23 protein-coding genes and 1 tRNA gene are annotated in these 24,972 nt (G+C 61.1%); 10 read left to right on the top strand and 14 right to left on the bottom strand.

Annotated elements, in window-relative coordinates; translation table 11 throughout:
- Positions 1–8: 8 nt before the first annotated feature.
- Complete coding sequence (locus BLW50_RS17640; protein ID WP_090704859.1) at positions 9–443, top strand: DUF6636 domain-containing protein; 435 nt, start codon at positions 9–11, stop codon at positions 441–443.
- Here BLW50_RS17640 and BLW50_RS17635 read toward each other — a convergent pair.
- The 3 genes from BLW50_RS17635 to BLW50_RS17625 are packed head-to-tail and all read right to left on the bottom strand — an operon-like array spanning position 440 to position 4,804.
- Positions 440–2,155, bottom strand: coding sequence for a hypothetical protein (locus BLW50_RS17635; RefSeq protein WP_139267658.1), 1,716 nt, complete (start codon positions 2,153–2,155; stop codon positions 440–442). The genes BLW50_RS17640 and BLW50_RS17635 overlap by 4 nt on opposite strands.
- A gap of 5 nt (positions 2,156–2,160) precedes the next feature.
- Positions 2,161–3,480, bottom strand: coding sequence for an FAD-binding oxidoreductase (locus BLW50_RS17630; RefSeq protein WP_090704856.1), 1,320 nt, complete (start codon positions 3,478–3,480; stop codon positions 2,161–2,163).
- Position 3,481: 1 nt separating this feature from the next.
- Entirely contained in the window at positions 3,482–4,804 is a 1,323-nt protein-coding gene (locus tag BLW50_RS17625) for a UbiA family prenyltransferase (RefSeq protein WP_090704854.1), read from the bottom strand.
- Between the two features lie 263 nt (positions 4,805–5,067).
- On the opposite strand from BLW50_RS17625, the gene BLW50_RS17620 reads away from it, so the two are divergent.
- From BLW50_RS17620 to BLW50_RS17610, 3 genes are read left to right on the top strand one after another with little or no spacing between them, the layout of a single operon-like run.
- Positions 5,068–5,523 (top strand): (2Fe-2S)-binding protein, encoded by a 456-nt coding sequence (locus BLW50_RS17620; protein WP_090709287.1) that lies wholly within the window; start codon positions 5,068–5,070, stop codon positions 5,521–5,523.
- Positions 5,524–5,534: 11 nt separating this feature from the next.
- Entirely contained in the window at positions 5,535–7,793 is a 2,259-nt protein-coding gene (locus BLW50_RS17615) for a xanthine dehydrogenase family protein molybdopterin-binding subunit (RefSeq protein ID WP_090704852.1), read from the top strand.
- An 18-nt stretch (positions 7,794–7,811) separates the two neighbouring features.
- Positions 7,812–8,189 carry a hypothetical protein gene (locus BLW50_RS17610; protein ID WP_090704851.1) on the top strand — a complete coding sequence of 126 codons (378 nt, stop codon included), beginning with the start codon at positions 7,812–7,814 and terminating at the stop codon, positions 8,187–8,189.
- A gap of 181 nt (positions 8,190–8,370) precedes the next feature.
- Here BLW50_RS17610 and polA read toward each other — a convergent pair whose 3' ends face one another.
- The 4 genes from polA to BLW50_RS17590 form a co-directional block, all read right to left on the bottom strand.
- Positions 8,371–11,424 carry a DNA polymerase I gene (gene polA, locus BLW50_RS17605; protein WP_090704849.1) on the bottom strand — a complete coding sequence of 1,018 codons (3,054 nt, stop codon included), beginning with the start codon at positions 11,422–11,424 and terminating at the stop codon, positions 8,371–8,373.
- Between the two features lie 118 nt (positions 11,425–11,542).
- Positions 11,543–12,700, bottom strand: a complete 1,158-nt coding sequence (locus tag BLW50_RS17600) for a hypothetical protein (RefSeq protein WP_090704847.1) — start codon at positions 12,698–12,700, stop codon at positions 11,543–11,545.
- 163 nt (positions 12,701–12,863) lie between these two features.
- Positions 12,864–14,366, bottom strand: coding sequence for a hypothetical protein (locus BLW50_RS17595; protein ID WP_139267657.1), 1,503 nt, complete (start codon positions 14,364–14,366; stop codon positions 12,864–12,866).
- Positions 14,363–15,154, bottom strand: a complete 792-nt coding sequence (locus BLW50_RS17590; RefSeq protein WP_090704844.1) for an ABC transporter ATP-binding protein — start codon at positions 15,152–15,154, stop codon at positions 14,363–14,365. The genes BLW50_RS17595 and BLW50_RS17590 overlap by 4 nt, the downstream gene beginning before the upstream one ends.
- Before the next feature lie 232 nt (positions 15,155–15,386).
- Here BLW50_RS17590 and BLW50_RS17585 point away from each other — a divergent pair.
- Positions 15,387–15,471 (top strand) — tRNA-Leu (locus BLW50_RS17585).
- A 142-nt stretch (positions 15,472–15,613) separates the two neighbouring features.
- On the opposite strand, the gene BLW50_RS17580 is transcribed toward BLW50_RS17585, so the two are convergent.
- The 5 genes from BLW50_RS17580 to BLW50_RS31265 all read right to left on the bottom strand — a co-directional run bounded on the left by BLW50_RS17580 (position 15,614) and on the right by BLW50_RS31265 (position 17,561).
- Positions 15,614–16,048: a low affinity iron permease family protein gene (locus tag BLW50_RS17580; RefSeq protein WP_090704843.1), complete on the bottom strand. Its 435-nt coding sequence runs from the start codon at positions 16,046–16,048 to the stop codon at positions 15,614–15,616.
- A gap of 182 nt (positions 16,049–16,230) precedes the next feature.
- A complete protein-coding gene (locus BLW50_RS17575; RefSeq protein WP_090704841.1) occupies positions 16,231–16,410 on the bottom strand; it encodes a hypothetical protein in 180 nt (59 codons plus the stop codon).
- Between the two features lie 44 nt (positions 16,411–16,454).
- On the bottom strand, positions 16,455–16,859 hold the full coding sequence (locus BLW50_RS17570) for a PRC-barrel domain-containing protein (RefSeq protein ID WP_090704840.1): 405 nt from the start codon (positions 16,857–16,859) through the stop codon (positions 16,455–16,457).
- Positions 16,860–17,003: 144 nt separating this feature from the next.
- Positions 17,004–17,363: a PRC-barrel domain-containing protein gene (locus tag BLW50_RS17565; protein WP_090704838.1), complete on the bottom strand. Its 360-nt coding sequence runs from the start codon at positions 17,361–17,363 to the stop codon at positions 17,004–17,006.
- A 66-nt stretch (positions 17,364–17,429) separates the two neighbouring features.
- A complete protein-coding gene (locus tag BLW50_RS31265) occupies positions 17,430–17,561 on the bottom strand; it encodes a hypothetical protein (RefSeq protein WP_280141502.1) in 132 nt (43 codons plus the stop codon).
- A 188-nt stretch (positions 17,562–17,749) separates the two neighbouring features.
- Between BLW50_RS31265 and BLW50_RS17560 the strand changes: the two genes are divergently transcribed.
- From BLW50_RS17560 to BLW50_RS17550, 3 genes are all read left to right on the top strand, one after another.
- Positions 17,750–18,004 carry a GlsB/YeaQ/YmgE family stress response membrane protein gene (locus BLW50_RS17560; protein ID WP_090704836.1) on the top strand — a complete coding sequence of 85 codons (255 nt, stop codon included), beginning with the start codon at positions 17,750–17,752 and terminating at the stop codon, positions 18,002–18,004.
- Between the two features lie 247 nt (positions 18,005–18,251).
- Positions 18,252–18,431: a hypothetical protein gene (locus BLW50_RS17555; protein ID WP_090704834.1), complete on the top strand. Its 180-nt coding sequence runs from the start codon at positions 18,252–18,254 to the stop codon at positions 18,429–18,431.
- A 105-nt stretch (positions 18,432–18,536) separates the two neighbouring features.
- Positions 18,537–18,767, top strand: a complete 231-nt coding sequence (locus BLW50_RS17550) for a hypothetical protein (protein WP_090704832.1) — start codon at positions 18,537–18,539, stop codon at positions 18,765–18,767.
- Between the two features lie 220 nt (positions 18,768–18,987).
- Here BLW50_RS17550 and BLW50_RS17540 read toward each other — a convergent pair whose 3' ends face one another.
- Together BLW50_RS17540 and BLW50_RS17535 are read right to left on the bottom strand one after the other, a co-directional pair.
- On the bottom strand, positions 18,988–20,040 hold the full coding sequence (locus BLW50_RS17540) for a fatty acid desaturase (RefSeq protein WP_090704829.1): 1,053 nt from the start codon (positions 20,038–20,040) through the stop codon (positions 18,988–18,990).
- A 250-nt stretch (positions 20,041–20,290) separates the two neighbouring features.
- Positions 20,291–21,217 (bottom strand): slipin family protein, encoded by a 927-nt coding sequence (locus BLW50_RS17535; RefSeq protein WP_090704828.1) that lies wholly within the window; start codon positions 21,215–21,217, stop codon positions 20,291–20,293.
- A gap of 418 nt (positions 21,218–21,635) precedes the next feature.
- Here BLW50_RS17535 and BLW50_RS17530 point away from each other — a divergent pair, with 418 nt between their 5' ends.
- Positions 21,636–22,757, top strand: a complete 1,122-nt coding sequence (locus tag BLW50_RS17530) for a glycosyltransferase family 4 protein (RefSeq protein WP_090704826.1) — start codon at positions 21,636–21,638, stop codon at positions 22,755–22,757.
- Between the two features lie 15 nt (positions 22,758–22,772).
- Positions 22,773–24,938 carry an amylo-alpha-1,6-glucosidase gene (locus tag BLW50_RS17525; RefSeq protein ID WP_090704824.1) on the top strand — a complete coding sequence of 722 codons (2,166 nt, stop codon included), beginning with the start codon at positions 22,773–22,775 and terminating at the stop codon, positions 24,936–24,938.
- The last annotated feature ends 34 nt before the right edge of the window (positions 24,939–24,972 follow it).

The raw sequence follows: 24,972 nt of genomic DNA, 5'->3' as shown, positions 1-24,972 counted from the left end.
GGCATCGGATGAGAGGGACCCTGGCTTTGGCGAAAGTTTTGGCGGCGGTCCTTCTCGGCCTGGCATCGATATCGGCCGCTCAGGCGCTGGAAGGCGACAGCTTTCGCTCGCCCTCCAGTAATATCCATTGCGCCTATTTCGCCGACACGGATGGGGCGTCGCTGCGCTGTGACATCAGGCAGACCTCCAATAAGCCGCCGCCGCGCCCGCGCGAATGCGATCTCGACTGGGGCAATGCCTTCGAAGTTCTGGCGAAATCGACGCGCGGCGCCCGCATCTGCCATGGCGATACGGTCGCCGATCCAAATCTGCCGGTGCTGTCTTATGGTGCGGTCTGGTCACGCGGCGGCTTCACCTGCCATTCGGCCGAGACCGGCATCCTGTGCCGCAATGCGCGAGGGGCAGGTTTTGAGCTGTCGCGGGCGCAGCAGCGGGTGTTTTAATTCTTCAGCGACAGATCCCAGCACGGCGTCAGTTCCACCGTGAGGCGATTGCGTAACGCCGGTTCGAAACCCTCGAGAATGTGGTCGCGGAAACTGGTAATCGGGCATTTGGGGATCAGAATGGCCCCCATATTGGCGATCTCCTCGACCGTCTCCGGCGTCAGCGCCGGGAAGGTGCGCGTCGGATCGATGCCGATCGAGACATTGCGGATCGGCTTGCGGTCGAGCAGGTAGGAGAAGGGATCGACGAAGTCGATCGAGAAGACGCTGTCGAAACGCACGCCATTGCGCGCTTCATAATCGACCAGTGCCTTCGCTGCTTCGTCGATACTCAACAGCCAGGCGATCTGGAAATCGGGCTCGGCATGCAGCGCCAGTGACGGCAATTGATTCTGGTTCGCCAGCGATCGGTAGCTGTCCTGAAAGCGGGCATAGTGATCGTTGAGGATCTGCGCCCTTGTAATCAGCTCTTTCTTGGCGCTGGCGCGACCGATGCGGTCGAGATATTGCGCCGGCAGCGGCTGATAGACGATGGCGGCGGCCGTCGCGCGCGCCGCGCGGTAGAGCGTGTGCAGGGCCACCGGCAGCGTGATGGCCGCGATCAGCATCAGCACCACCGGCCGCTTTCTGTCCGTGCTCGATTTCCATTTGCACAGAATGACGAGCAGCACCGGCCAGATGAATATGAACTCCTGGCTGCCGGTATTCTGGGTTTCGAAGATGATGGCGCCGGCGGAGGTCACGGCAAGCCACGCGGCGCCGGAGTTGAGCAATTTACGGGCAGCCGTGATCAGCGTCGGAAAACTGCCGCTCGGCACCGCCGCCGCATGGCGCGGCAAAGCCTCCCAGGTGACCATGGCCAGCAATGCCAGGATACAGACGATCATGTCGAACTTCAGCGTCACGACACCGGCGAGGCGCGGCAGGAAGGTGCCGCGATTCATCGTGACCAGTTGCAGGATGTCGGAGAGATATTCGGTGTACATGCCGTTGATCAGCTCGATGGCGGAATTGATCGCCAAGAAGCCGAAGATCGCCAGGATGTAATCACGCCAATTGATGCGGCCGCAGACGAGCGCGTAGGAAACGAGCGCGAAGCCAACGACGAAGCCGGTGACCTTGATGAACAGCAGGGCCGACAGCAGGATGGCGATGATGACGTTCTGCAACACGCGCGATTGCACGAACATCAGCGTCGAGACCAGCACGTAAAGCAACAGAACCGATTGCCGGTTGTAATTGCCGAAGGCGTCGAAGGTGGAAGACGGATAGGCTTCGATGCCGTTGATCGGCAGGAAGCCAAACAGCAGGAAGGGCAGCACCAGGCCGAGCGCCCGTGCCCGCGACACGCGGTCGACCTGGGCAACGATCAAAGCCATCAGCGGCGCAGCGATGATGAGGATGCTCCACTGCACCGCCAGGATCGGATTGGCCTGCGGCATGAGTTTCTTCACCGCGACGAACAGGTAGTAGCCGAGGCCGCCGACCGGCGTGAAAAAATCCGTATGCGGGGTCTGGCCGTTGTTGAGCCGATGCGCCGCGTCGTAATAAACGATGATGTCCCAGTAATTGCCGCCGACCGGCAGGCGGATCGGCAGGGCGAGCAGCGCCATGGCCACGAGGCAGCACACCGCCAGAAGGGTCAGCGGTGAGACTTTCAGGATCGCGTTGGGCCTGGCGTCCGAGAGGGTCATGTGGCTGGCGGTTAGCACGGGTTTCACTCCGCGGCCAGAGTGGTGGGATTGAGACGTTGGGGAAGACCGATGCGGCGGCTGAATTGCGAGGCCGCCAGCGGGTCGAACCAGGGCTGCATCTGCGCCAGGGCCGGAAACGAAGCTTCGAACACCTCGCGCGGCATGCGGCTGTCTTTATAGGGATTCACGGCGCCGCCAGCGCGCAGCGCGATCTGATCAAGCTGGCTGAGAAGGTGCAGCGTCGCTTCGCCATGGTTGGGGAGGTCCAGCGCCAGGGTGGCGCCTTCGCGGGCAAAGGACAGCAGCCCGGGTGACGCCCGTGGACCGAAGATTTTCAGCACGCTGATGAAGGAATGGATGCGCGCTGCGTGCAGCGCCGCCAGCATGTCGGCCACGGCCTGTTCGGCGCTGTGGAGCGGCAGAACGCTTTGGTGCTGGTGAAAGCCGCGCGGCCCATAGGCGCGGTTCCAACCGCCGATGCCATCGAGCGGATAGAAGAACTGCGCATAGTCGCGGCGTCGTTCGCCGGCTTTCGCCAGCGCGAATTGGGCGGCATTGAAGAGACCGATACTGGCGCCGTTCATCAGCGAGACGGGCGGCGTAAACGGCAAGGTCAGATGCAGCCCTTGGCGCCGGGCCATTGGAGCGTTGGCATGATTGGCGCGCATGAACAGGCCGCGCCCCAGCGTCGTGCCGCGCGCCGAACTGTCGATCCAGGCGACGGAATATTCGTGGGTCGCGTCGCTCTGCGTGCTGAGCGTGAAGAAGCGGCCGAGGGAGGGGAAGCGGAGGGTCTCCTCGATCACGTCGGGCGTTGGCGTGCGCTTCAGCGCCATCTCGACCCAGGTGACGAGGCCGGTCAGGCCCATGCCGCCGATGGTGGCGGCGTAGAAGTCCGCATGGCTCTGCGGCGAACAAAGAAGGCGGGTGCCGTCGGAGCGGATCAGTTCAAAAGCTGTGACGTGACAGCCAAAGCTGCCGGCGCGGTGATGATTTTTGCCATGCACGTCATTGGCCAAGGCGCCGCCGAGCGTGACGAACTGCGTGCCGGGCGTCACCGGCAGAAACCAGCCGTGCGGCACCACATATGCGATGATCTCGCTCAGCAGAACGCCTGCCTCGGCGCGCAGGATACCGGTGTCGGCGTTGAAATCGAGAATGCGGTTCATGCCGCGTGTGAGGATGGCGGTGCCGGCCGGCATGGCGCTGTCGCCATAGCTGCGGCTGTTGCCGACGGGCAGATAGGCGCTGGCGGGGAGCGTTGCCGAGGTGCTGTCGCGTGGTTGCAGGGCCACGGCTTCAGCCATGGCGATCCGTCCCCACCCGTGCAGCTTGACGCTCATGTCAGCCCCACTTCGCCGCCAGCATCACCGCGATCGCCAGCGCGCCGACCAGATGGCTGCGCCAGTCGCGAATGAGGAAGTGCACGGGATCGTCGACCAGTTCGCGCCGCTTGGCCAGAAACCACATGCGCACGATCAGATAGAGCATCATCGGGCAGATCAGCCAGATCAGCTCCGGGGTCTTATAGAGCCCGTTGTGGCCGGCGCGGTCGACATAAAGCGCCAGCACCAGCACCGCCGAGAAGGCGCTGGCGACGCCAAGCTGCGACACCATGTCGATGTCGCCATAGCGATAGCCCCGGCCCATCACCCGCTTTTCGTTGATCGCATCGACGGTGACCGTGTCGAGCTCGACATAGCGCTTCACCAGCGCCAGGCTGAGAAACAGGAACATCGACAGCGCCAGCAACCAGAACGACAGTTCGATGCCGGTGGCCGCATTGCCCGCCAGAATGCGCAGCGTATAGGAGCTGGCCAGCGACAAGACGTCGACCATCAGCCGGCGCTTGAAATAAAACGTATAGGCGAAGTTCAACACCACATAGGCGCCGATGGTGGCCGCGAACAGCGGCGGCAATTGCGAGGCGATCAGCGTCGCACCGGCCAGCAGCAGTGGAATCAGCACAAGACCATGGGAGACAGGTAGGGCGCCACTGGCGAAGGGCCGGTTCCGTTTCGTCGGATGGCGGCGATCCTGCTTCAGATCCATGATGTCGTTGAGCAGATAGATCGAGGACGCCACCAGGCCGAGGCAGAAGAAGGCCGAGATTGTCGCGATGAGGACGGGGGCTTCGACGAGCCGGTGCGCCAGCACCGCCGGGGCGAAGACGAGGATGTTCTTCGACCACTGTTCGAGCCGCATCGCTTTGGCATAGGCGCGCAACTTCCCCCGTAGTGATCGGGCGGGCCCGCTGGTGACCTGAACTGGGGGCGGCGCCGAAGAAGGTGTCGTGTCCATGTCAGGATTCATGTCAAGATTCACGCCAATATTCGTGTCGAGACCGAGGTGATGGGCGATCGGGCCGGACCAGGCCGCGGGCAGTGTGCTTTCGAGAACAACCTTGGCGCCATTGGCCTGGGCTTCGTTCAGGCGCTGAATCTCTTGGGCATCATAGACGAAAGCAGAAGCGTCGACGGGCAATTCGTCGGCCAAAGCATCGCCGAGGCTTTGCCGGCGCTGGAAAGCGCGGCCCAGCGCTCGCAAGAGGGCCATGGGCTTGGCCTTGAACGAAATAGCCCAGGTTTCAAGATGAGCGTTGGAACGCAGAAGATCCCGGTCGAGATTGACCGCCACCGTCCTCGTGCCCTGAAGTCCCTGTAGCATATTGCGTCCGCTCGCGAATTTGCGTGCGTCCAGAGAACATCATTCTGGCCGGAAGAAAAATCGAATCCCCTCCTGATGGTGAACAAAAGCGGGATTTGGTCGGATTGCGGCAGAGTAACGTTTTGTTAAGGTTAACAATTCGTTAAGCGGGCACGCGGCGGTTGGACCAAAGCCGTGGGTGTGCGGAGGTAACAATCTCGGCACGCCATGGACGGCCGCGCGAAAAACGCGCATTAATTTGGAAACAACCTAGGGAGGTGCCGGTGGCCAGAATTTCACTCAACGTGGACGGCCGCGTCCATGCGATCGATGCAGATGGCGACATGCCGCTGCTCTATGCGCTGCGCGACGATTTGGGGCTGAAGAATCCAAAGTTCGGCTGCGGCCTCGCCCAGTGTGGCGCCTGCACGGTGCTGGTCGATGGCGAGCCGGTGCGCTCCTGCATTACCCCGGTCGACTCGCTGGGCACGTCCAAAGTGACGACGCTCGCCGGACTTGGCGGCGGCAAGCCGCATAAGATCCAGGAAGCTTTCATCGCCGAAGAGGTGCCGCAATGCGGCTACTGTCTCAACGGCTGGCTGATGACAGCGGCCGCCTTTCTTGAAAAGACGCCGAAGCCGACGGACGCCCAGATCCGCGACGCCATGAGCGGCCTCAAGTGTCGCTGCGGCACCCACGTTGCCATCCTGCGCGCCATCAAGCGCGCGGCGCAGGTTTGAGGGAGGCCACCATGACCATTCAACTCAATCGCCGCACGCTTCTCGTTTCGACCGGTGCGCTCACCGTTGCCGTCGTTCTGCCGGGTGCCGCAGCCCGGGCCGCCGTCTTTGGCGCCGACAAACGTCCGCCGCTCAATCCCGCCAATCTCTCCACTTACATCACCGTCAATGCCGATGGTTCCGTCGTCGCCTATTGGGGCAAGATGGACATGGGCCAGGGCACTGATCTGGGTTGCGCCCAGATGGTCGCCGAGGAGCTTGATCTGCCGGTCGCGAAAGTGTCGATCGTCCAGGGCGATTCCGGCACCAGCATCAATCAGGGCGGGGCTTCCGGCTCGACCGGCATCCAGATGGGCGGTGTCGCGTTGGCGAGCGCTGCCGCCGAAGCGCGTTATCAGCTCGTCGCCATGGCCGCGCAGCATCTCGGCCTTCCCGCCGCCGATCTCACGGTGACCGATGGTGTCGTCCACGCGGTCAGCGACGCGAACAAGAAGGTCTCCTATGGCGAACTGATCGGCGGCCGTTTCTTCGACACCCAGCTCGAATGGAACAAGCAGATTGGCAATGCCCTGTTCGTCAAAGGCCAGGGCCAACGCAAGAAACCCGCTGACTATAAGGTGATCGGCACCTCGCCGGCGCGCCGCGACGTGGCGCCGAAAGTGCTAGGCACCGGTGACTATGTCGTCGACATCAAAGTGCCGGGCATGGTGCATGGCCGCGTGCTGCGCCCGCCGGTGGCCGGCGCCGAGCCGGTGAGCGTCGACGAAGCGTCGGTGAAGGGCATTCCCGGCGTGCAGATCGTGCGCGAGAAGGCTTTCCTCGCCGTGGTGGCGCCGCGCGAATATGATGCGGTGAAGGCGGCGCGCGATCTCAAGGTGACATGGTCGGACGTCAAGCCGCCTTTCCCTGAACAAAGCAAACTCTACTATCATATTCGCAACGCGCCGGTGGTCGCCAAGGGCGCCGACAAGGATGTCGGCGATGTCGATGCGACCTTCGCGGGCGCCGCACGCGTCATCGAGGCGACCTATGAATGGCCCTTCCAGTCTCATGCCAGCATGGGCCCGGCCTGTGCCGTCGTCGAGGTGAAGGACGGTCAGGCGACCTTGTGGACCGGCTCGCAGAAGCCGCATTTCGCCGGCGAAGGCGCCGCCGCCATGCTCAACATGCCAAAAGACAAGGTGCGTGGCATCTGGGTGCCGGGGCCGGGCTCCTATGGTCGTAACGATGCCGGTGATGCGGTGGCGGATGCGGCTTTGATTGCGCGCCTCATCGGCAAGCCGGTGCGGGTGATCGGCACGCGTCAGGACGGCACCGGCTGGGACCCGAAAGGCCCGGCCTCCGTGCACAGGGCGCGCGCCGCCGTCGACAAGGACGGCAATATCATCGGCTGGGATTTTTCATCGAAAGGCTTTTCGCGTCTTGATGTCAGCAGCAATGAAAGCGCCGCTGCCGACACCTTGGCCGGTCAGGCGATCGGTGTGCCGCTGAAGCCGACCAATGTGTTCAACACGCCCGAGGAGAGCTATCGCTTCACCGCCAAGCGCAAGAGCTGGGAAACGGTGCCGCCGTTGCTCGACCGTGGTTCACCCCTGCGCGGCGCGCATTTGCGCGATCCTCTGGGGCCGCAGCTGCATTTCGCCAGCGAAAGCTTCATCGACGAAGTCGCCTTCGCCACCAATCAGGATCCGGTGGCCTTCCGCCTGAAACATCTGGGCGAGCCACGCGATGTCGCCGTGGTGAAAGCGGCGGCCGAGAAAGCCGGCTGGCAACCGCGCACGGCGGCGCGCAAACAGGTGACCGGCGATATCGCGCGTGGCCAGGGCATTGCCTATGCGCAGCGCAGCGGCACCCGCTCCGCCGTCATCGCCGAGGTCGAGGTGAACCTCAAGACCGGCAAGGTCTGGGGCCGCAAATTCACCGTGGCGCACGATTGCGGCGTCATCATCAATCCGCGCCAGCTTACAGCGACCATCGAAGGCAATGTCGTGCAAGGCATGTCGCGGGCGATCTGGGAAGAGGTGAAGTTCGACGACAAGAACGTCACCAGCATCGATTGGCAGACCTATCCGATCCTCGACATGACGGAGGCACCGGAGACGATTGACGTGGTGTTGATCAACCGGCCGGAGCTCGCGCCGTCAGGCGCCGGTGAAAGCTCGATGCGCCCCCTCGCCGCCGCCGTCGCCAACGCCATCTATGACGCAACGGGCCTGCGCCTGCGGCAAGCGCCGTTCACGCCGGATCGGGTGCGGTCGGGATTGGCGTAAGCAATTGCGAGGCCGGCCATGGAAGCATCTGGCCGGCCTCGTATCATTCTCACGGACGCGGCCCGTGCTGCGATCGATGCTCTCATCGATCGGGTAAAGCCTGGAAGTTCTCAGGTGGCGACGCTGTGGTATTTTTTGGATTTTGTGGAAGGTCGGATCGGCAGCGGTCAAGAAATCAGGCATGGCCCAGGTTACTACCCAGGGATCGGGTCGCGATCGAAGTGTTATCCCGAAAATCCCGCATCCAATGCGCCGCTGCTGGTGGAAGATGGCGAGGATCGCGTCTTTGCTATTTTTGTCGAGCCAGATTTGGCCAATCGCCTACGACTGACGTTGGACTGCAATGAGGCGGGCAAATTTTACGTTTTTGAAAGCGGGCTTGCCGGGGCGATGTAAGAATGCGTTGCAAGTCATCCCGAAGTCTTGGTGTCATACCGGACACGCGTAGCGTGATCCGGTATCCGGGGGGCAGCCGCTTTAACCTTTGGCGTGCCATTCAGGAGCATGCATTCTACCACGCGCTCCTGGTTCCCGGATCGCGCCGCTGGCGCGTCCGGGATGATACCCAGGCGCGAGATTAATGCGCCTCGTCCCAATTATGCGCCGCCTTGGCATCGACCTGTAGCGGCACGGACAGCGCCACCGCCGGATGCGGCGCGTCGACCATGATCTTGCGCACGACCTTGATCGTCGCATCGACCTCGGCCTCGGGTACTTCGAACACCAGTTCGTCATGCACCTGCAGCAGCATCTGCGCGTTCAGCTTCGCCGCCACCAGGGCATCGTCCATGCGCACCATGGCGCGGCGGATGATGTCGGCGGCCGAGCCTTGGATTGGCGCGTTGATCGCGGCGCGTTCGTTGAAGGCGCGCTCCGAGGGGTTTGAGGCGGTGATGCGCGGATAATGGCAGCGGCGGCCGAAGATCGTCGTCACATAACCCTGCTCGCGGCAGACCTTCTTCGTCGCTTCCATATAGTCGCGGATACCGGGGAAGCGCTCGAAATATTTGCGGATATAGGCGCCCGCTTCCTCGCGCGGAATGCCGAGCTGATTGGCGAGGCCGAAGGCCGACATGCCGTAGATGATGCCGAAGTTGATCGCCTTGGCGCGGCGGCGCACTTCGCTCGGCATGCCCTCGATCGGCACGTTGAACATTTCCGATGCGGTCATCGCGTGAATGTCGAGGCCGTTGTCAAAAGCCGTCTTTAGCTGCGGAATGTCGGCGATATGGGCGAGCAGGCGCAGCTCGATCTGCGAATAGTCGGCGGAGATGAGCTTATTGCCCGAGGCGGCGACGAAGGCCGTGCGGATCTTGCGCCCGGCCTCGTTGCGCACCGGAATATTCTGCAGGTTCGGTTCCGACGACGACAGGCGTCCGGTGGTGGTCGCGGCCAGCGCATAGGAGGTGTGGACGCGCTTGGTCTGCGGGTTCACATATTCGGGCAGCGCGTCGGTGTAAGTCGATTTCAGCTTCTGCAACTGTCGCCAGTCGAGAATGCGCGCCGGCAGGTCGTGGCCTTGGTCGGCCAGGTCTTCCAGCACGCCGGCGGCGGTCGACCAGGCGCCCGTCGCGGTCTTCTTGCCGCCAGGCAGGCCCATCTTGCCAAACAGAATGTCGCCCAGCTGTTTCGGCGAGCCGAGATTGAAGCTCTCGCCGGCCAATTCCTGAATCTCCGCCTCGAGCCGCGCCATGCCTTGCGCGAATTCGCCCGAGAGCCGTGAGAGGATCTGCCGGTCGATCGAAATGCCGCGCCGCTCCATGCGCGCCAGGGTTTCGATCATCGGCCGTTCGAGCGTCTCATAGATGGTGTTCATCCGCTCGGCGACGAGGCGCGGCTTCAGTACGTTCCACAGCCGCAGGGTGACGTCAGTATCCTCGGCTGAATATTCGGTCGCCTTCTCGATGCTCACGCGGGCGAAGCCGATGAAGGTGCGGCCGGTGCCCGCCACCTCGCTGAAGGGGATGGGCTTGTGGCCCAGGATCTTTTCCGACAGCACGTCCATGCCGTGATCGCTGCGCCCGGCGTCGAGCACATAAGACATCAGCAAGGTGTCTTCGACGGGTTCCATGGCGACGCCATGCTGGCGCAGCACGATCCAATCGAATTTGGCGTTATGGGCGATCTTCAAGACGCTCGGGTCTTCGAGCAGCGGTTTGACCTTCGCGAGCACGGCGTCGAGCGGCAATTGCCCCGGCACCAATTCGTTGCCGCCGAACAGATCGCCGCCGCCTTCGCTGCGGTGGCCAAGCGGAATATAAAAAGCCTCGCCCGGTGTGACGCAGAAGGACAGGCCGACGAGCTGCGTCTGTTGCGGATCGAGCGACGAGGTTTCCGTATCGATGGCGACACGGCCGGCAGCAAAGGCAGCGGCGATGATCGTATCGATCGTGTCGAGCGAGGTGACGGTCTGGTATTTCTTCAGATCGAACGCCATCGTGCGGAAAGCTTCCGCGCGGGCGGCGGCGAGCGCACCAGGGCCGGTGGCGATGACGGCGCTTGGCGCCTGTTCGCCATAGCGGGCATTCTTGCGCGGCACGCTGGAGTCGGCGCCGTTGCCATTCGGCGCGGCTTCCGCTTCCGCCGTTGCCGGCTCAGCGGCGGCTGTCGCTTCACCGTTGCGACCGCGCCAGGCGCCGGGGCCGACCAGGCGCGGATCGGGCTCGATCTCGTTGGCGTCGACCGAAAAGATTTCGGCGGCGCGCTTGGTGATGGCGGAAAATTCCATCGCCTTGAGAAAGGCCACCAGGGCCTTGCCATCGGGCGGGTTCAAGATGAGATCGTCGATCGGCGTTTCCACCTTCACGTCGTCGACCAGGGTCACCAGCTTTTTCGAGATGCGGATTTTCTCGATGTTCTCTGGATTGGTCAGGGTCTCGCGTCGCTTCGGCTGTTTGATTTCGCCAGCGCGGGCGAGCAACGTATCGAGGTCGCCATATTCGGTGATGAGCTGCGCCGCCGTCTTGATACCGATGCCGGGCGCGCCTGGCACATTGTCGGTGGAATCGCCGGCGAGCGCCTGCACGTCGATCACTTTGTCGGCAGGCACGCCGAAATAATCCTGCACTTCCGCTTCGCCGATGCGCCGCTCCTCGCGGGCGCCCGCGTTGCCGGCGACGCCGGAAGCCGGATCATACATGGAGACGCCGGGCTGGATGAGCTGCATCAGGTCTTTGTCGGCCGAGACGATCAGCACATCGGCGCCGCGCTCGCGCGCCTGTCGCGCATAGGTGGCGATCAGGTCGTCGGCCTCGTAGACATCCTGTTCGACCGGGATCATGCCAAAGGCGCGCACCGCTTCGCGCATCAGCGGAAATTGCGGGATGAGATCTTCCGGCGGTTCTGAGCGGTTGGCCTTATAGGGCGGATACATTTCCTTGCGGAAGGAGTTCTCCGACTTGTCGAGGATGATGGCGAGATGGGTGGGCTTGATGCCCATCGCGCCCTTCTCGATGAATTGGAACAGTTTTGTGCAAAACAGCCGCACCGCGCCATTGGGCAGCCGGTCGGAGCGATAATTGTATTTCGGGTCCTGGCGCATCGACTGGAAATAGGCGCGGAAGACGAAGGACGATCCATCGACGAGGAAAATATGGTCGCCCTTGGACAGGGGCTTATGCGTCGGAGCCATGGTCTCGCTGTCTGCAGGAGTGTTGCGGCAAATGCCGGCAGCAGTTTAGCCCCTGCGGGACAGCGAAGCTATGCGCGCGAGGCGGCTATCCCCGCCTCAGGCGCCCAAAAATCCAGGATTATGGCGCGTTGCCGTCATTCAGCTGCCGAATAGGGCGCAATTTCGCTGTTGCGGCGGCTTCCTGGTGGGGGGTCGTCTGGGCCAGGCCGAAGACCCGCACGAGGGCGACCGTCACGATGGCGGTCAAACTCATTACCGACAGCACCGCCAGGGCGCCCGCATGGCTCGGCGCCAGCCGCGTGGCGACCAGAACGCCGCAGAGCGTGCCGATGGCAAACGGTACCAGCAACACGACAGGCCGCCACAAATGGGCGATGCGCGGTTCCGCAGCGATGGTGCTAAGCACCGATTGTAACAGCCCGAGCAGCCCCGACACCATGGCGACCGCGCCGATGCCAACGAGAGCCAAGCCGAATTTCGCCAAGGGCAGGCTGGCGAACGGCAGATTGGCGAGCGTCGCTGTCAGTGTGGCGGCGGGATAGAAGGTTGCCAGCGCGTTGTAGATGCTCCAGACGCACAGGATGACGATGGCGAGCGCAGGATGGCGCGACGCCCAAGTGGCGAGCGCGCGTCCCTGGCGCGCATAGAGCGTGCCGATGACGAAATAGATGAAGCCGCTGAGGCCGAGGTCGATGAAGGCAAAGCCTGTCCGCGGTGCCAGCACGTGCAGCGCCATGGCCGCGATGAGCAAGAGGAGTCGCCGTCCGCCGAAGAACCGCTGGGCGATGAGCATGAAAGCGGGCAGGGCCAGCAAGGCTGGGATTTCCCAAATGCCGATCGTGGCGTGGAGCGAGGCGGCGATCGGCGCCAGCGGGGCAAAGCCGGAGACATAGCTTGTCGCCGCGTTGAGCGTCACCCAGAGCGCGCCGTAGATGACCGCGGGCTCGATATAGTCGCGCGATGTGACCTGCCATTTGGTCTGCAGAAAACCGTGGCAGGCGATGCCGGAGAAGGCGAGATAGGCAGGCCAGGCGAAAGGTTCGAGGAAGGCGCTCAGCCGTCCAAGCCATTGAAAGCCTGTCGGCATCGCGCCCGCATGGGCCAGCAGAGCGGCGATCAGGCAAGCGAGCAGCGCGACGAAATGGCCGTTCAGAGCAAAGCTTTGCATCGGCGATGAAAGAACGCCGCCGTAGCTAAAAGCCGCGGGCTCCGGAACCAATCCTGGCCCGGGGGCGAGTTGGGCCTTGCCAATCTGTGGGTTGTCGGCGAGTGCCATCTGTCCTGTTTCCGTGCGTTTTGTCTCGATGCGGGACAGATAGAGCGATATTGCCCCTGTGTTCCGCGACGGACCCACATGGCTGCAAGCACTGGTCCGCAGCCGCAGCGTTGAGGAAAGGACTGTCGGGTAAGGTTAATCAGGCCGGGGATTAGGCCGAGGATTAGGCAGCGGCGCGTGCCGGCCGGTTGAACCACAGCACGGCAAGGACAAGGCTGATCGGCACGAAGGCGAATAGGCTGCCAAGCACAGCCATCACCATCGCCACGGCCCAGAGCAGGGACAACAGATGTTCCATCATGGCGATGAGTTTCGATTGCGAATGTCGGCGCATCACCATCACGCGTCGCCCCGGCATCGGATGCCAGAGATTGAGCAAGGCCGTGGACAATGCGGCGCAGGTGGCGAAGACGAGCGTCCATAGCGCCGCGATGGGCGAGACCAGCGCCAGCCCGAGAAGCGGCAGCGCCAGGAACAGGCCAAGCGGCAAGGCGACAGCTTCCAGCTTGCGTCGCTCGATCTCGCGGCGCGTCACCGGCGCGCTGGCGAGGAATTCCGGCGCGTCTTCGCTTGAGAGCGTGAGCCAGGCGAGCGAGGCGGACACTTGCGAGGCGATGACGACAATGGCCGGCGCCACCGAAATGGCGATGGCGTCTTGCGTGCCAAGGCTGCGCCAGACGACGAGGGCAACCGGCAGGGTATAGATCACTTGCAACATGAGCTGGCTGATCAGCCAGGGATCGCGCGCGATCAGCCGCCATTCCTTGCGGCGCAGAGCGCGGCCTCGATTGCCGTTAAAGCGCATGGGGCGCTGTTTCGTGCGCCCGCCAGCAACGCCGGCTGATTGCAGGGCGCTCGTGGTGAAGGCGCGGCCCATGATCAGGCAGGTGACGGTGAACAGGCCAAGCGCCACTAGGCTCCATGTGAGGAGGGCTGGGAGATCGCCGGCCGCGGCCCGCACTGGCAGCCATAATATTCCATGGCGATCGAAGAGGCCGGGATCCGATCGATCAATGGCCGCAACGATGCCTTCGCGTGTCCCTTGCGGAAACATGTTGAGCACTTGCAGGCCGAGCACGAAGGCGGCGCCGATGCAGGTGGCCACCACCTGCGAAACGACACGCGTGCGGCGCGGCCCGATGAGGCGGATGAGCCCAAGCGCCAAGGCGATGCCGAGTGACGTTGCAAACAGTCCGCCGGCCAGCAGGGTGGGATAGACCGCGAGCCACTGCCAGCCATTGACCAGCGCGTTCATATTGGCGATCGGCAACACCAGGATCGCCACCGCGCCCATGGCTTCCGCCGCGATGGCGATGGCGCGCGCGCCCAGAATATGGGTCGCGGGCAAGGGCGAGGCGAGCAGAAGATCGAGATCGCCGCGCGTATACAGCGCCCGCGTCGCGCCGGTCAGCGCTTGTGAAATCAGCCAGGGCAGAACGAACAGCACGCCCGCCGCCAAAGCCGGATAGAGCAAGCCTTTGTCATCGGCCAGCCAATGCGCCACCGGCCAGGCGAGGGCGTGAAAGACAAGCAACGCCGCGACAACGATCAGCGCCGTCGTGCGCGGCTGCAATTGGCCGAACATGCCCTGGAAGCGACGCAGCGACAGGCGCAGATCATGGGCGATCAGCCAGCCAAATGACCCAGGCTTGAAGAAGTTCATCATGCGTCGACAGGATCTATGGGCTGCGCGGCGCTCTGGACTTGTCCCGTCAACTCGAGAAACACGTCTTCGAGCGTCGATTGGTGACGCCCGGCCAGCACGCGCAGCTCGGCCAGCGTGCCTTCGGCGATCAGCCGGCCGTCGTGGATGATGCCGATGCGGTCGGCGAGCCGTTCGGCGACATCGAGAATATGGGTCGTCAGCACGATGGCGGCCCCGGCGCGCACGCGTTCCGTCAAGAGGTCTTTCACCTGCCGGACGATGGCGGCGTCGAGCCCGGTCAGAGGTTCGTCGAGCATCAGCAGACGCGGCTCGTGGATCAGCGCGCCCGCCAGCGCCACCTTCTGCTTCATGCCGCGTGAAAAGCCCTCGCAGCGCTCGAAGCGATGCTCCCACAGGCCGAGCGTGTGAAGCAGCGCCGTGGCGCGCGCCTCGGCCAGGCGCGGCGCGACGCCCCACAGCCCGGCGACGAACTCCAGATATTCGAGCGGATCGAGCTTATCGTAGAGCATCGGCTCGTCCGGCAGCCAGGCAGTGATTCGCTTAGCAGAGACGGGATCGCGCCGGGCATCGATGCCAAACACCTCGATCGTGCCGCTGTCGGCTGGCAGCAGGCCGGCGACCATGCGCAGGGTCGTGGTTTTACCGGCGCCATTGGGGCCGAGCAGGGCATAAAGCTCGCCGGCGCGCACGGTGAGATCGAAGCCGGCCACGGCGGCCTTGTCGCCGAAGCGCTTCGTCAGGCCGTGCAGTTGGACGGCGGGAGGGGGAGAGCTGTCTGGACCTGTCATGACCGACCTGTCGCGGCAAAAGGCCGGCAGGGACGAATTATCGCGCCCGGCCGCTTGCCCGGCGGTTAATATGATCGCCGAAAACGGCCCCCAAATGGCTCGTTAAGCCCAGGTTATGGGGGGAGGCGGCGACATTTCGATCCGGCCGGGCAGGAATATGGGGAAACGGCGCTCGCGCGCCCTTTCCAGCAATTGACAAGGCGCGGTCCCGCCTCGTAAGAGACCCCCCGTTGCCCAGGTGGTGGAATTGGTAGACACGCAGGTTTCAGGTACCTGTGCTGCAAGGCGTGAAGGTTCGAGTCCTTTTCTGGGCACCATTGAGATTACCCCTTGCCGCCACTGGCGGGGTGATCCGGTCTAAAATCCCGAAAAATAATTGGCTCCTGGCCTGGCGCGCTGCGACCAGCTGCCGGATGGTCTTGACCGTGGCCGGTGCGCCGGCGGCGGGGCGGAGGTCGGTCAGGGGCGCACATTCGTGCGGTTCGGCAATTCCAAGCAGCTATCTTTTATATCCGCCTTCAGGCTTTCAATTTCTTTGTCCTGCAGCTCCTCCGCTGCGATGACTTCGTTATGTGCGGATGAAAGAGCTCGGATCAGTTCATCGAGCTTGAGCTGTATTGCCGCTGCATCCCGGTTCTGCGTTGCCTGGATGAGGAAGACCATCAAGAACGTGATGATCGTGGTGCCGGTGTTGATAACGAGCTGCCAGGTATCGCTGTAGTGGAAGATGGGGCCGGTCAGCGCCCAGACGATGACCGTCGCGACAGCGAGTGTGAATGCCGCTGGCTTGCCTGACCACTGAGAGGTTTTAACGGCGAGGATCCGAAACCAATCGTCTTTGGAGCTAGTTCTGCGCGCGCCACCCGTAGAATTGACCGGCATAGAAGACCGCATAATCTTTTTCCTTTGGTCGCACCCAGACTTAAATGCCGGTGCATCCCATTGGGTCGACGCCTTTCAATCAACGTATATCTACGCGGTCGGTTCCGTTCCGGGGCCATGGCTCCTCCGCAATAATATGCCCCGCCACCGGTTCGCCGGCGACGGGGCCTTTCATTTTCGAAGGCCAGCCTGGCCTATTGCTTCTTCTTCTCGTTCTTCTCGTCCGCTTCCGCCTCTTCGCTCTTCACATGCCGTTGATCCGTGGGTTGACGGGTGACGGTCGGTGGATCGCTTGCCGGAAAGGACTGCTTCAACTCTTCCGTCAGATCGCGATCGTCTTTGCGCTTCTGAGGCGATGTCTTGTCGTTGCTCATGATCCTATTCCTCTCTCTTGATGCGGATGGAGGAGATGGTCGGTCTAGCGCTTCCAGCGACCCTGATATTTAAATTCGGGCGCCGCCTTCAACTCGTCCTTGGTGGCGTTCATGATGGCGTGCCACTTGTTGTCGCTTTCCGAATAGGTGACCTGGACGGACTTGGGCGTGAAGGCGACGTAGCGTTCGCCGATACCAAGGAAGCCGCCGACGGAAAGAATGTAACCCTTCAATTGATTGTCGGAGATGATCAGATCTTTGATCTCGCCGATCGTTTCCTTCGCGGGGTTCGTGATGTTGAGACCGATCAGATTGTAGCTCAGGACATCCGTCGGCTGCGCTGCGAAGAATTCTGATTTGGTGACCAACGTCTGCGCCGTTGCGCCGAATGTCGTGGCGGCAAAGGCGATGGCAAAGGCAGTGGAAAGAGCAGCTTTACGGAAGGGCATTGTTGTTCTCCTGATACGCGCTTTTGTCGATGCGCGTTGCAGATATTCAATGCTTCCGTCGTCTCTAAGTTCCCTCTCGCTTGATCGTGAGTCTGAACGTCATCGCCGCGGCCTCGTCATATCCGCAAGGCCGCGGCGATTGAATTAGTGCGGTCCGAACTGCGAATAGTAATCAAGCGCCGGTGTTGATCCGGTGCCGTCGTTCTTGACCAGATCGTTGATATCGTAGCTCGGCGCTTTCTCGAGCTGTTCCTTCGTCAGGTTCGTGACGTAGCCACCTTTATCCGGATCGAAGTTGAGTTTGGACCACGGCATGGCGTGGTACTTTTCGCCGATACCCAGGAAGCCGCCAAAGCTCAGGACAGCGAAGAGAATCTTATCGGATTGCTTATCCAAGACGATGTCTTGGACCTGACCGATCTTGTCGCTCTGCGCATTATAGACGTTTGTGCCAGTCACACGTGAAGCGGCGATGGCGCGAGTATGGCCTGTGGAAGTGGGCATAGTGAAACTCCTAACTTTAGTTGGGACGTTTCTACAACAGCCTCGATGTCGAAGTGTTCCACGAAATCAACCGCCGCCGATGATGAACAGCGCGGACGCGAGAATGAATAATGCTGTCGAGCCGATTGTCAGCATCAAGACGATGCAGGGATGAATTGCGAATCCCTCCGCAGAACGAATGAGCAGGCGATACTTCATCGAATGTCCCGCATACGCTTCACCCCCAATCTAGAAGCCGATTGGCGTTCGATGTCGATAGCGCAGCCATACCAGTCGGCGTGGGGCACATGGATCAGGCGGCGCAGGCCAAGCACTAGATGGAACCCAAGATGGAACCTAATGGCACGGCCGGGGTTGAACGTGGGGTTCATCAAGAGGGCTAAGCTATGAACGACGTGCAAGTTGGATGGATTGCCGCCATCATTATCGGTGGTCTCGCCGGGTGGTTTGCGGAAATGTTTATGAAGAGCAACCAGGGTGTCTTGATGAACATCATCCTGGGCATTGTCGGAGCGGCGATTGCCAACGCGCTCTTGGGCGTGCTGGGCGTCGTTCTCACCGGTTGGATCGGCTATCTGATCGCCGGATTTATCGGAGCCTGCATCCTCATCGCGGCGGCCCGCATGCTGCGCCGCGCCTGATAACGGCTCTCACATTCATCGAACCAGCGCCGCCAGAACATCGATCTGGCGGCGTTGTTGCGGAGAGCCAAGCGGCCTCCTGGCGGCTTTATCGCCGATATCTATGTACTTGTTATTTCATCCGCCACTCCCCATCTATAGGGGGGAGTAATCGCCTGAAAAGGCCGGCTGGTTTCAGCTTTGGCCGATCCTATGGCGATGAGCCTCGGCATATGCACCGCGATGCATTCCATAACGAGGCAGCACAATGAAAAGCGAATTTCGCTTCGGCAAACGCATCCCTCTTCCCTCAACCCGGCAGATCATTCACGAACTGCGGATGATGATGGCTGCGGAGTCGATTGCGAATTTGCAGCGGGAATTAAAGGCTCTTTCGAACGATGGGCCTGTCGTGACGGCTCCCGCTTCAAAATTGGAACGTAAATGAGTTTCTCGAGCAAACAGTGTGCGGTTTTGATCAGCCTCATTCGTCGTGATCTGTCACACTGTCGATGAAAAGCGTCGAGAATGATGCCCGGCTTGGAGGTCGGCCATGATCGCCCAAAACTATCCAACCTATCTCATGGTGCGTGAATTCGGCGTCCTACAACCTTTCACGGGGAAGTATGAAATCGCCGGTTACGCCACCCAAGAGAAAATCGACAGAATGCAAAATGCCTCTGTCACGGCACCTCATGATTGGCGCTATGCGGAACCGCGTGATCTCATCGATGGCGCGCTCTGGCTGAAGCCACGGCTTGAACGTTTCACCTACGAGATCTGATCAAGCTGACTTAAGCGACAGGCGGCTCATTTCGATCAATTTGAATGTCGACGTATGTTCTGGCCTCTTCAATAAGATCTGTCTTGCCAGAGTCGTGTCTCGTCATGGGCGTGTGGCGCTCCACAAAAACGCTGCCAGGCCGATAAATTTCGACCATCCAGCCCGAAGCGAAGCGCCTCACCTTCAGCGAATAACCCTTGTAATTGATGCTCTCTACCATTCAGAGAGCGTAGCTGCTTTCGCGGTCGGTTGATACAGTTTCGATCAATGAAGTCCGCTTCGCCTCGCCAAACGAAACGAGCCGGCGCTTTTGCTCGTCCCACAAAGTCATGCGCACACAGCGCAAGCTCTCGAGCAAGGTAATCCGGCGGACGGTAGCGAGCTGCGGATGATCCCGCAGGACGTCAGGCAAGCGGTAGAAGGGAATTTTGCTGCTGAGGTGATGAACGTGGTGGACACCGATATTGGCTGTGAACCAGCGCAGCACGCCCGGCAAGTCATAGTGGGAACTGCCGTGCAGGGCCGCTTCGTGAAAGCCCCAGGTCTCGTCGCGCGCCCAGAAAGTGTCTTCGAACTGATGCTGGACATAAAACAGCCAGACGCCAATGGACGCCGCCAGAATCATGATCGGCAGGTGCACGAGCAGAAAGGTTCCAATGCCCATCAGCCAAATCAGGATCCCGGCGAGAACGGCGATGAAAAAATTCGTACCCATTGTGCTGAGCCAGGGCCGCCAGCCGCCGCGCATCATGCCCTTCGGCAAGCGATGCTGCAGAATGAACAGATAGCTCGGACCAAGGCCAAACATCACCAGCGGATGCCGATACAGGCGATAGAGGGCCTGTCGCCATCTCGGCAGGTCATTGAACTCGCGCACGGTCAGCGTGTCGATATCGCCGATGCCGCGATAATCGAGGTTTCCGGCATTCGCGTGATGGATCGAATGGGTGGATCGCCAAAAATCGTAAGGGGTCATGGTCATGACGCCGATGGCGCGGCCGATCCAATCGTTTGCCGAGCGATTCCCGAAGAAGGCCCTGTGGCTGCAGTCGTGTTGGATCATGAACAGGCGGACGAGGAAGCCGGCCGCGGGGATCGCGAGCAAAAGGCCGATCCAATAGCCATTGTTGAAAGCGGCCCACATGAGGGTCCAAAGTACAGCGAAAGGCACGATCGTAATGCCTAGTTCAAGTATGCTGCGTGTGCTGCTGGGGTCGCGGTAACGGGCAAAGTGACGTGCCAATGCGCGTATTTCTACTGGACTATGAACCATTTATCCTCGTTACCCATCGAAACCGGGCTTCGCCTCTCAACACGATGTTTTGCGAGAAGCGGATGGTGTGCAGCTATAGCGGTTTGCCGTTTGATGGAACGTCAAACGCCATAGAGACGCGTCAAAACAAAAATCTCAGGCAAAATTGCGTTTGCAATTTGCTCCAGGGCGAGGTGTCGCCTGATGCGGCAGGGGGCGGTATATGGCGTACTGTCGCGCCCTGCCGATGCCGCTTAATGTGGCAAGCTACTTAATGCGGCAGGCTGCCTGGGGCAGCTGGGGGAGCCTCTATGGTGGAGGTCTGTTCCTGGGATTGGGTCGGTCCATTTGTCTTGACCAGCTGCGCAGTGCCTTGTCCCGTCAGCGCCAGAGCGACCACCGGGTTCATGCTGTCGACCATCGCGGACGGCATGAGGATCGTGGCGCCACGCTCCTTGGTGGTCTCGTAGATAATATTCATGGCGCGCAGGTGCAGCGCTGCCGTCTGATTTCCATAGGTCGTGGCAGCGGCGACAAATTTGTCAGCTATTTCCGCTTCCGCCGAAGCGAGAATGACGCGCGCCTGCTTCTCGCGTTCCGCCTGGGCTTGCCGCGACATCGCATCCTGCAACGCGACCGGAATGGCGACGTCGCGGATTTCGACAGACTTTACTGAAATCCCCCAATCGGCTGTCTTACGACCGATTTCGTTGCGCAGCAGGTCGTCGGCGGCCGTCCGGTCGGAAAGCAGCGCGGATAGCATCGACGACCCTATCATTTCACGCAGTGACGTTTGGGCCACCCGATCGATGGCTTCGCGATAATTCGTGATGTTGAGGGCCGCATGCTGCGCGTTGTGAACAAACCAGAAGATAATGGCGTCCACATTCACGGGCACCGTATCCTTGGTGAGTGCGGCTTCGGCGCTAAACGCCGTGGTCTGAATGCGTTCGTCAATCACCGCCACGACGTTGTCGATGATTGGAATGATAAGGAAAAGTCCGGGTCCCTTGACGCCGTGCAATTTGCCGGCGCGCAGAATGACGAACTTTTGCCAGGTGTTGGCCATCTTGAGGGCGAGCGCGATGATGATCGCCGCAACGATAAAGGCGCCACCCCAATAGACATCGCCTCTCGTGCCCAAGGCGGCACCAATGGCGGCGCAGACGACCGTGAGAAAGAGGGTGATGGGATTCATGGGTGAACTCCTAAAAGTTCGTTCAGCCCCAGAGACATATTATACCTTCTCCCGACCAATGTCAGAGCAATATTGATCTGGCGTGGGCAGGGGCTGGCCGACGGGCTCAGGCTCGGCTTTTGGGGAGGCTCAAAAGACCGAGTTACGGGAAAGTAATTGGTATCCTGAGGGAATCTCAGCGTCGTAACAGGCGCGCGCCGGCAGGGGCATCAAGGTCCGTCGTTTAGCGCCGTGCTGCACGATCAGCCTGAAATAAAGTCATAATCTTCATTATAGTGGAACGTGCTCCGTCCTGGCGCGTTCGGCTGAGTGAGCAATTCTGCTCAGTTCGTACTATGGTCCTGGGCAAGCGTCATAAGCTTGGCTCGAAGCGCCGCCTGGACATGTTCCGTCGGTTGGGCCGTGCAGAAAGACAGCCATGAAGATCGCCCAGATCGCGCCTTTGATGGAGAGCGTGCCTCCAAGGCTTTACGGGGGGACGGAGCGGATCGTTTCCTATTTGAGTGATGAACTGGTGGCGCTTGGCCATGATGTCACTTTGTTCGCAAGCGGCGATTCAATGACGGCGGCGGAGCTTGTGCCATGCGTCCCGCAGGCCATTCGGCTTGACCCTAATATCCGAGAGTTCATTCCCTATTATATGCTGATGCTCGATCGCGTTCGTCGCATGGCTGACGATTTCGATGTCTTGCATTTCCATATCGACAATTTTCATTTTCCGCTGTTTCGACCGATCGCCGGGCGCACGGTCACCACACTGCACGGTCGGCAAGATTTGCCTGATCTCGTTCCCTTATATCTGGGCTTCAGCGATATGCCGCTGGTCTCGATCTCCAATCATCAGCGTTACCCCATACCCAATGCGAACTATCACGCGACGATTTATCATGGGCTTCCGATCGATATGCATCGTCCTGTCGCGATGGCCGACAGAAGCTATGTTGCTTTTCTCGGTCGGATCTCGCCAGAGAAACGCCCGGATCGGGCCATCGCGATTGCGCGCGCGCTTGGCATACCGCTCAAGATCGCAGCCAAAGTGGACCGAGTCGACGAGGTTTACTTTCGCACGCAAATCGAGCCCCTGCTTGACGGGCCAGGGGTGGAGTTCATTGGGGAAATCAACGAGCATCAGAAGACACAATTTCTGGGCGAGGCGCGGGCGCTTTTATTTCCCGTTGACTGGCCGGAACCGTTTGGTCTGTCCATGATCGAAGCAATGGCCTGCGGCACGCCGGTCCTGGCCTTTCGCTGTGGGTCGGTGCCGGAGGTCATTGAGGACGGGCTGACGGGGTTCATGGTGGATACTGTCGAAGAGGCGGTCATGGCTCTGCCCCAGGTCATGGCTCTCGACCGTGGCAAAGTGCGGCGACGTTTCGAGGAACGTTTTTCTGCCACGCGCATGGCGAACGACTATGTCAAAGTCTATCGCGCACTGGTTGCCTCATCGCAGGGGCATGGCGGCGAAGGATCGGATATCGCACCGCATCTGAAAGAGAGAATGGATGCGAATGTCCTGATATCTCGCCCTGCTTCGGCATAGAAAGAGCTTATCACCATGCTGATGCAGGAAGTCCCGGTAACGCCGTTTTATATACCAGGGACAGATCTCGCGGCGCGCCCTCTCCGCACGCTTAAATATGGCGACTCCTTCGCGGTGCTCGACAGTCATGCCGACATCGGTGCGACGGCCGGAGGGCCTGACGGCGTCTTCTTCTTTGATACGCGTTATCTTTCGCGGCTTGAGATGCTGCTCAATGGCCAACAGTTGTTGCTGTTGAGTTCAAACGTCCGCGACGATAATTCCATGTTGACCGTGGACCTGACGAATCCCGACATCTATGTCGGCGGCAAGCTCGTCCTGCCAAAGAACATGCTGCATTTTGTGCGGACATTGTTCCTGTGGCGCGGCTCCGTCTATCAACGGGTGCGGGTCCAAAGCCACGATGACCGCTCTCTGCAAATTCAACTGACCTTCAATTTTTCCAGCGACTTCGCCGATCTGTTCGAGGTGCGCGGCGCGCGCCGCATGCGCCGTGGCGGAACAACGTCGGAGGTTTGTGGGAATGCCGAAGTCACATTGAAGTATCGAGGTCTTGATGACGGCTGTCGCGCGACGACGCTGCTGTTTGAGCCCGTACCCAGGCAGCTTTCCAGCAGCCTGGCCACCTACAATTTTGAACTGCAGCCCTACGAGAGCCGCTCCATTTATGTGATGGTGACGTGCGATGGTGGAGGGGAGAGACAGGCGCCGTTGCCGTTTCGCAAGGGCCTGCGTGCCGCGTTCCAGGAGCATAAGGTCGCGAGCCGTGGGATGGCCACGGTCACCAGTTCCAATCCCATTTTCAACGAGGTGCTATGCCGATCGATGGCCGACCTCGCGATGCTGACGACGCAGACGCCGCAGGGACCTTATCCCTATGCTGGCATTCCCTGGTATTCGACCACGTTCGGCCGCGACGGCATCATCACCGCTTTGCAAATGCTGTGGTGCGATTCTCGTGTCGCCAAGGGTGTCCTGCGGCGGCTTGCGGTTCATCAGGCCAAGGACTTCGACCCGCTGGCCGACGCTGAACCGGGAAAAATCCTGCACGAGATGCGGGGCGGGGAGATGGCGGCCCTGCGCGAAGTTCCCTTCGGGCTCTATTACGGCAGCGTCGACGCGACGCCCCTTTTCGTCATGCTGGCCGGGCTTTACACCGAGCACACCGGCGATCTCGAAACCCTACGCGAGCTTTGGCCCCATATCGAAGCCGCCTTGGGCTGGATCGATGGCTTGGGCGATCCTGACCGCGACGGGTTTGTCGAATATCAACGCGCCGACGAAACTGGCCTGGCGAACCAGGGCTGGAAAGATTCGCAAGACGCGATTTTTCATGCGGATGGCGCGCTGGCGCATGGGCCGATCGCGCTTTGCGAGGTCCAGGGCTATGTCTATGCGGCCAAGCGTTTGACCGCGCGCGGCGCCCGACGCCTGGGCAAATATGCGCTGGGAGAGGCGCTCGACGCCCAGGCTTCGAAACTTGCCCAACAGTTCGAAGCGGCGTTCTGGTGCGAGGATATCGGCACTTATGCCATCGCGCTCGACGGGCACAAAAGGCCGTGCCGGGTTCGCAGCTCGAATGCCGGGCATCTGTTGTTCAGCGGGATCGTCTCACCTGAGCGCGCGGAAGCCGTCATGCGCGACCTGATGCGGCCGTCCTTCTTTTCCGGCTGGGGCATTCGCACTTTGGCGCGCGAGGAGCGTCGCTACAATCCGATGTCCTATCACAACGGCTCGGTCTGGCCGCACGACAATTCGCTGATCGCTGCCGGATTTGCCCGCTATGGTTATAAGGACGCGGTCGACCGTGTTTTCAAAGGGCTCTTCGATGCCGCGAGCTATACGGATCTCAGGCGTCTGCCCGAGCTTTATTGTGGCTTCCAGCGCGGGCGCGAGCGCGGCCCGACGCTTTATCCCGTCGCCTGTTCACCGCAAGCCTGGGCCGCCGGGACGCCGCTTCTGCTGCTCCAATCGTCCTGCGGTCTGGAGTTCGATCCGGACCGCCATGAGATTCTTCTGCGCAACCCGCGACTGCCATCGTTCCTGGGTGAGGTGACGCTGCGCAACTTGCGGCTGGGCCACTCGACGGTCGATCTGATGCTGCGCCGCCATAACGACGACGTCTCGTTGCAGGTCTTGCGCAATGAAGGGCAGATCAGGGTGGCCGCGGTGTATTCGTAAGCGGCGGCGGGATACCGAGGGAACCTCGTCATCC

The organism is Beijerinckia sp. 28-YEA-48 (assembly GCF_900104955.1).
Classification (GTDB): domain Bacteria; phylum Pseudomonadota; class Alphaproteobacteria; order Rhizobiales; family Beijerinckiaceae; genus Terripilifer.
The sequence above is the reverse complement of the archived record's forward strand: the minus strand, read 5'-3'. Positions and strand labels throughout refer to the sequence as shown.

Coding starts and splice junctions, on each gene's coding strand:
- BLW50_RS17530 (WP_090704826.1), top strand. CDS start 21,636: ATGAAGATCGCCCAGATCGCGCCTTTGATGGAGAGCGTGCCTCCAAGG.
- BLW50_RS31265 (WP_280141502.1), bottom strand. CDS start 17,561: ATGAAGTATCGCCTGCTCATTCGTTCTGCGGAGGGATTCGCAATTCAT.
- BLW50_RS17535 (WP_090704828.1), bottom strand. CDS start 21,217: ATGAATCCCATCACCCTCTTTCTCACGGTCGTCTGCGCCGCCATTGGT.
- BLW50_RS17615 (WP_090704852.1), top strand. CDS start 5,535: ATGACCATTCAACTCAATCGCCGCACGCTTCTCGTTTCGACCGGTGCG.
- BLW50_RS17560 (WP_090704836.1), top strand. CDS start 17,750: ATGAACGACGTGCAAGTTGGATGGATTGCCGCCATCATTATCGGTGGT.
- BLW50_RS17600 (WP_090704847.1), bottom strand. CDS start 12,700: ATGGCACTCGCCGACAACCCACAGATTGGCAAGGCCCAACTCGCCCCC.
- BLW50_RS17610 (WP_090704851.1), top strand. CDS start 7,812: ATGGAAGCATCTGGCCGGCCTCGTATCATTCTCACGGACGCGGCCCGT.
- polA (WP_090704849.1), bottom strand. CDS start 11,424: ATGGCTCCGACGCATAAGCCCCTGTCCAAGGGCGACCATATTTTCCTC.
- BLW50_RS17630 (WP_090704856.1), bottom strand. CDS start 3,480: ATGAGCGTCAAGCTGCACGGGTGGGGACGGATCGCCATGGCTGAAGCC.
- BLW50_RS17595 (WP_139267657.1), bottom strand. CDS start 14,366: ATGATGAACTTCTTCAAGCCTGGGTCATTTGGCTGGCTGATCGCCCAT.
- BLW50_RS17565 (WP_090704838.1), bottom strand. CDS start 17,363: ATGCCCACTTCCACAGGCCATACTCGCGCCATCGCCGCTTCACGTGTG.
- BLW50_RS17570 (WP_090704840.1), bottom strand. CDS start 16,859: ATGCCCTTCCGTAAAGCTGCTCTTTCCACTGCCTTTGCCATCGCCTTT.
- BLW50_RS17540 (WP_090704829.1), bottom strand. CDS start 20,040: ATGGTTCATAGTCCAGTAGAAATACGCGCATTGGCACGTCACTTTGCC.
- BLW50_RS17525 (WP_090704824.1), top strand. CDS start 22,773: ATGCTGATGCAGGAAGTCCCGGTAACGCCGTTTTATATACCAGGGACA.
- BLW50_RS17550 (WP_090704832.1), top strand. CDS start 18,537: ATGATCGCCCAAAACTATCCAACCTATCTCATGGTGCGTGAATTCGGC.
- BLW50_RS17640 (WP_090704859.1), top strand. CDS start 9: ATGAGAGGGACCCTGGCTTTGGCGAAAGTTTTGGCGGCGGTCCTTCTC.
- BLW50_RS17555 (WP_090704834.1), top strand. CDS start 18,252: ATGAAAAGCGAATTTCGCTTCGGCAAACGCATCCCTCTTCCCTCAACC.
- BLW50_RS17625 (WP_090704854.1), bottom strand. CDS start 4,804: ATGCTACAGGGACTTCAGGGCACGAGGACGGTGGCGGTCAATCTCGAC.
- BLW50_RS17580 (WP_090704843.1), bottom strand. CDS start 16,048: ATGCGGTCTTCTATGCCGGTCAATTCTACGGGTGGCGCGCGCAGAACT.
- BLW50_RS17575 (WP_090704841.1), bottom strand. CDS start 16,410: ATGAGCAACGACAAGACATCGCCTCAGAAGCGCAAAGACGATCGCGAT.
- BLW50_RS17590 (WP_090704844.1), bottom strand. CDS start 15,154: ATGACAGGTCCAGACAGCTCTCCCCCTCCCGCCGTCCAACTGCACGGC.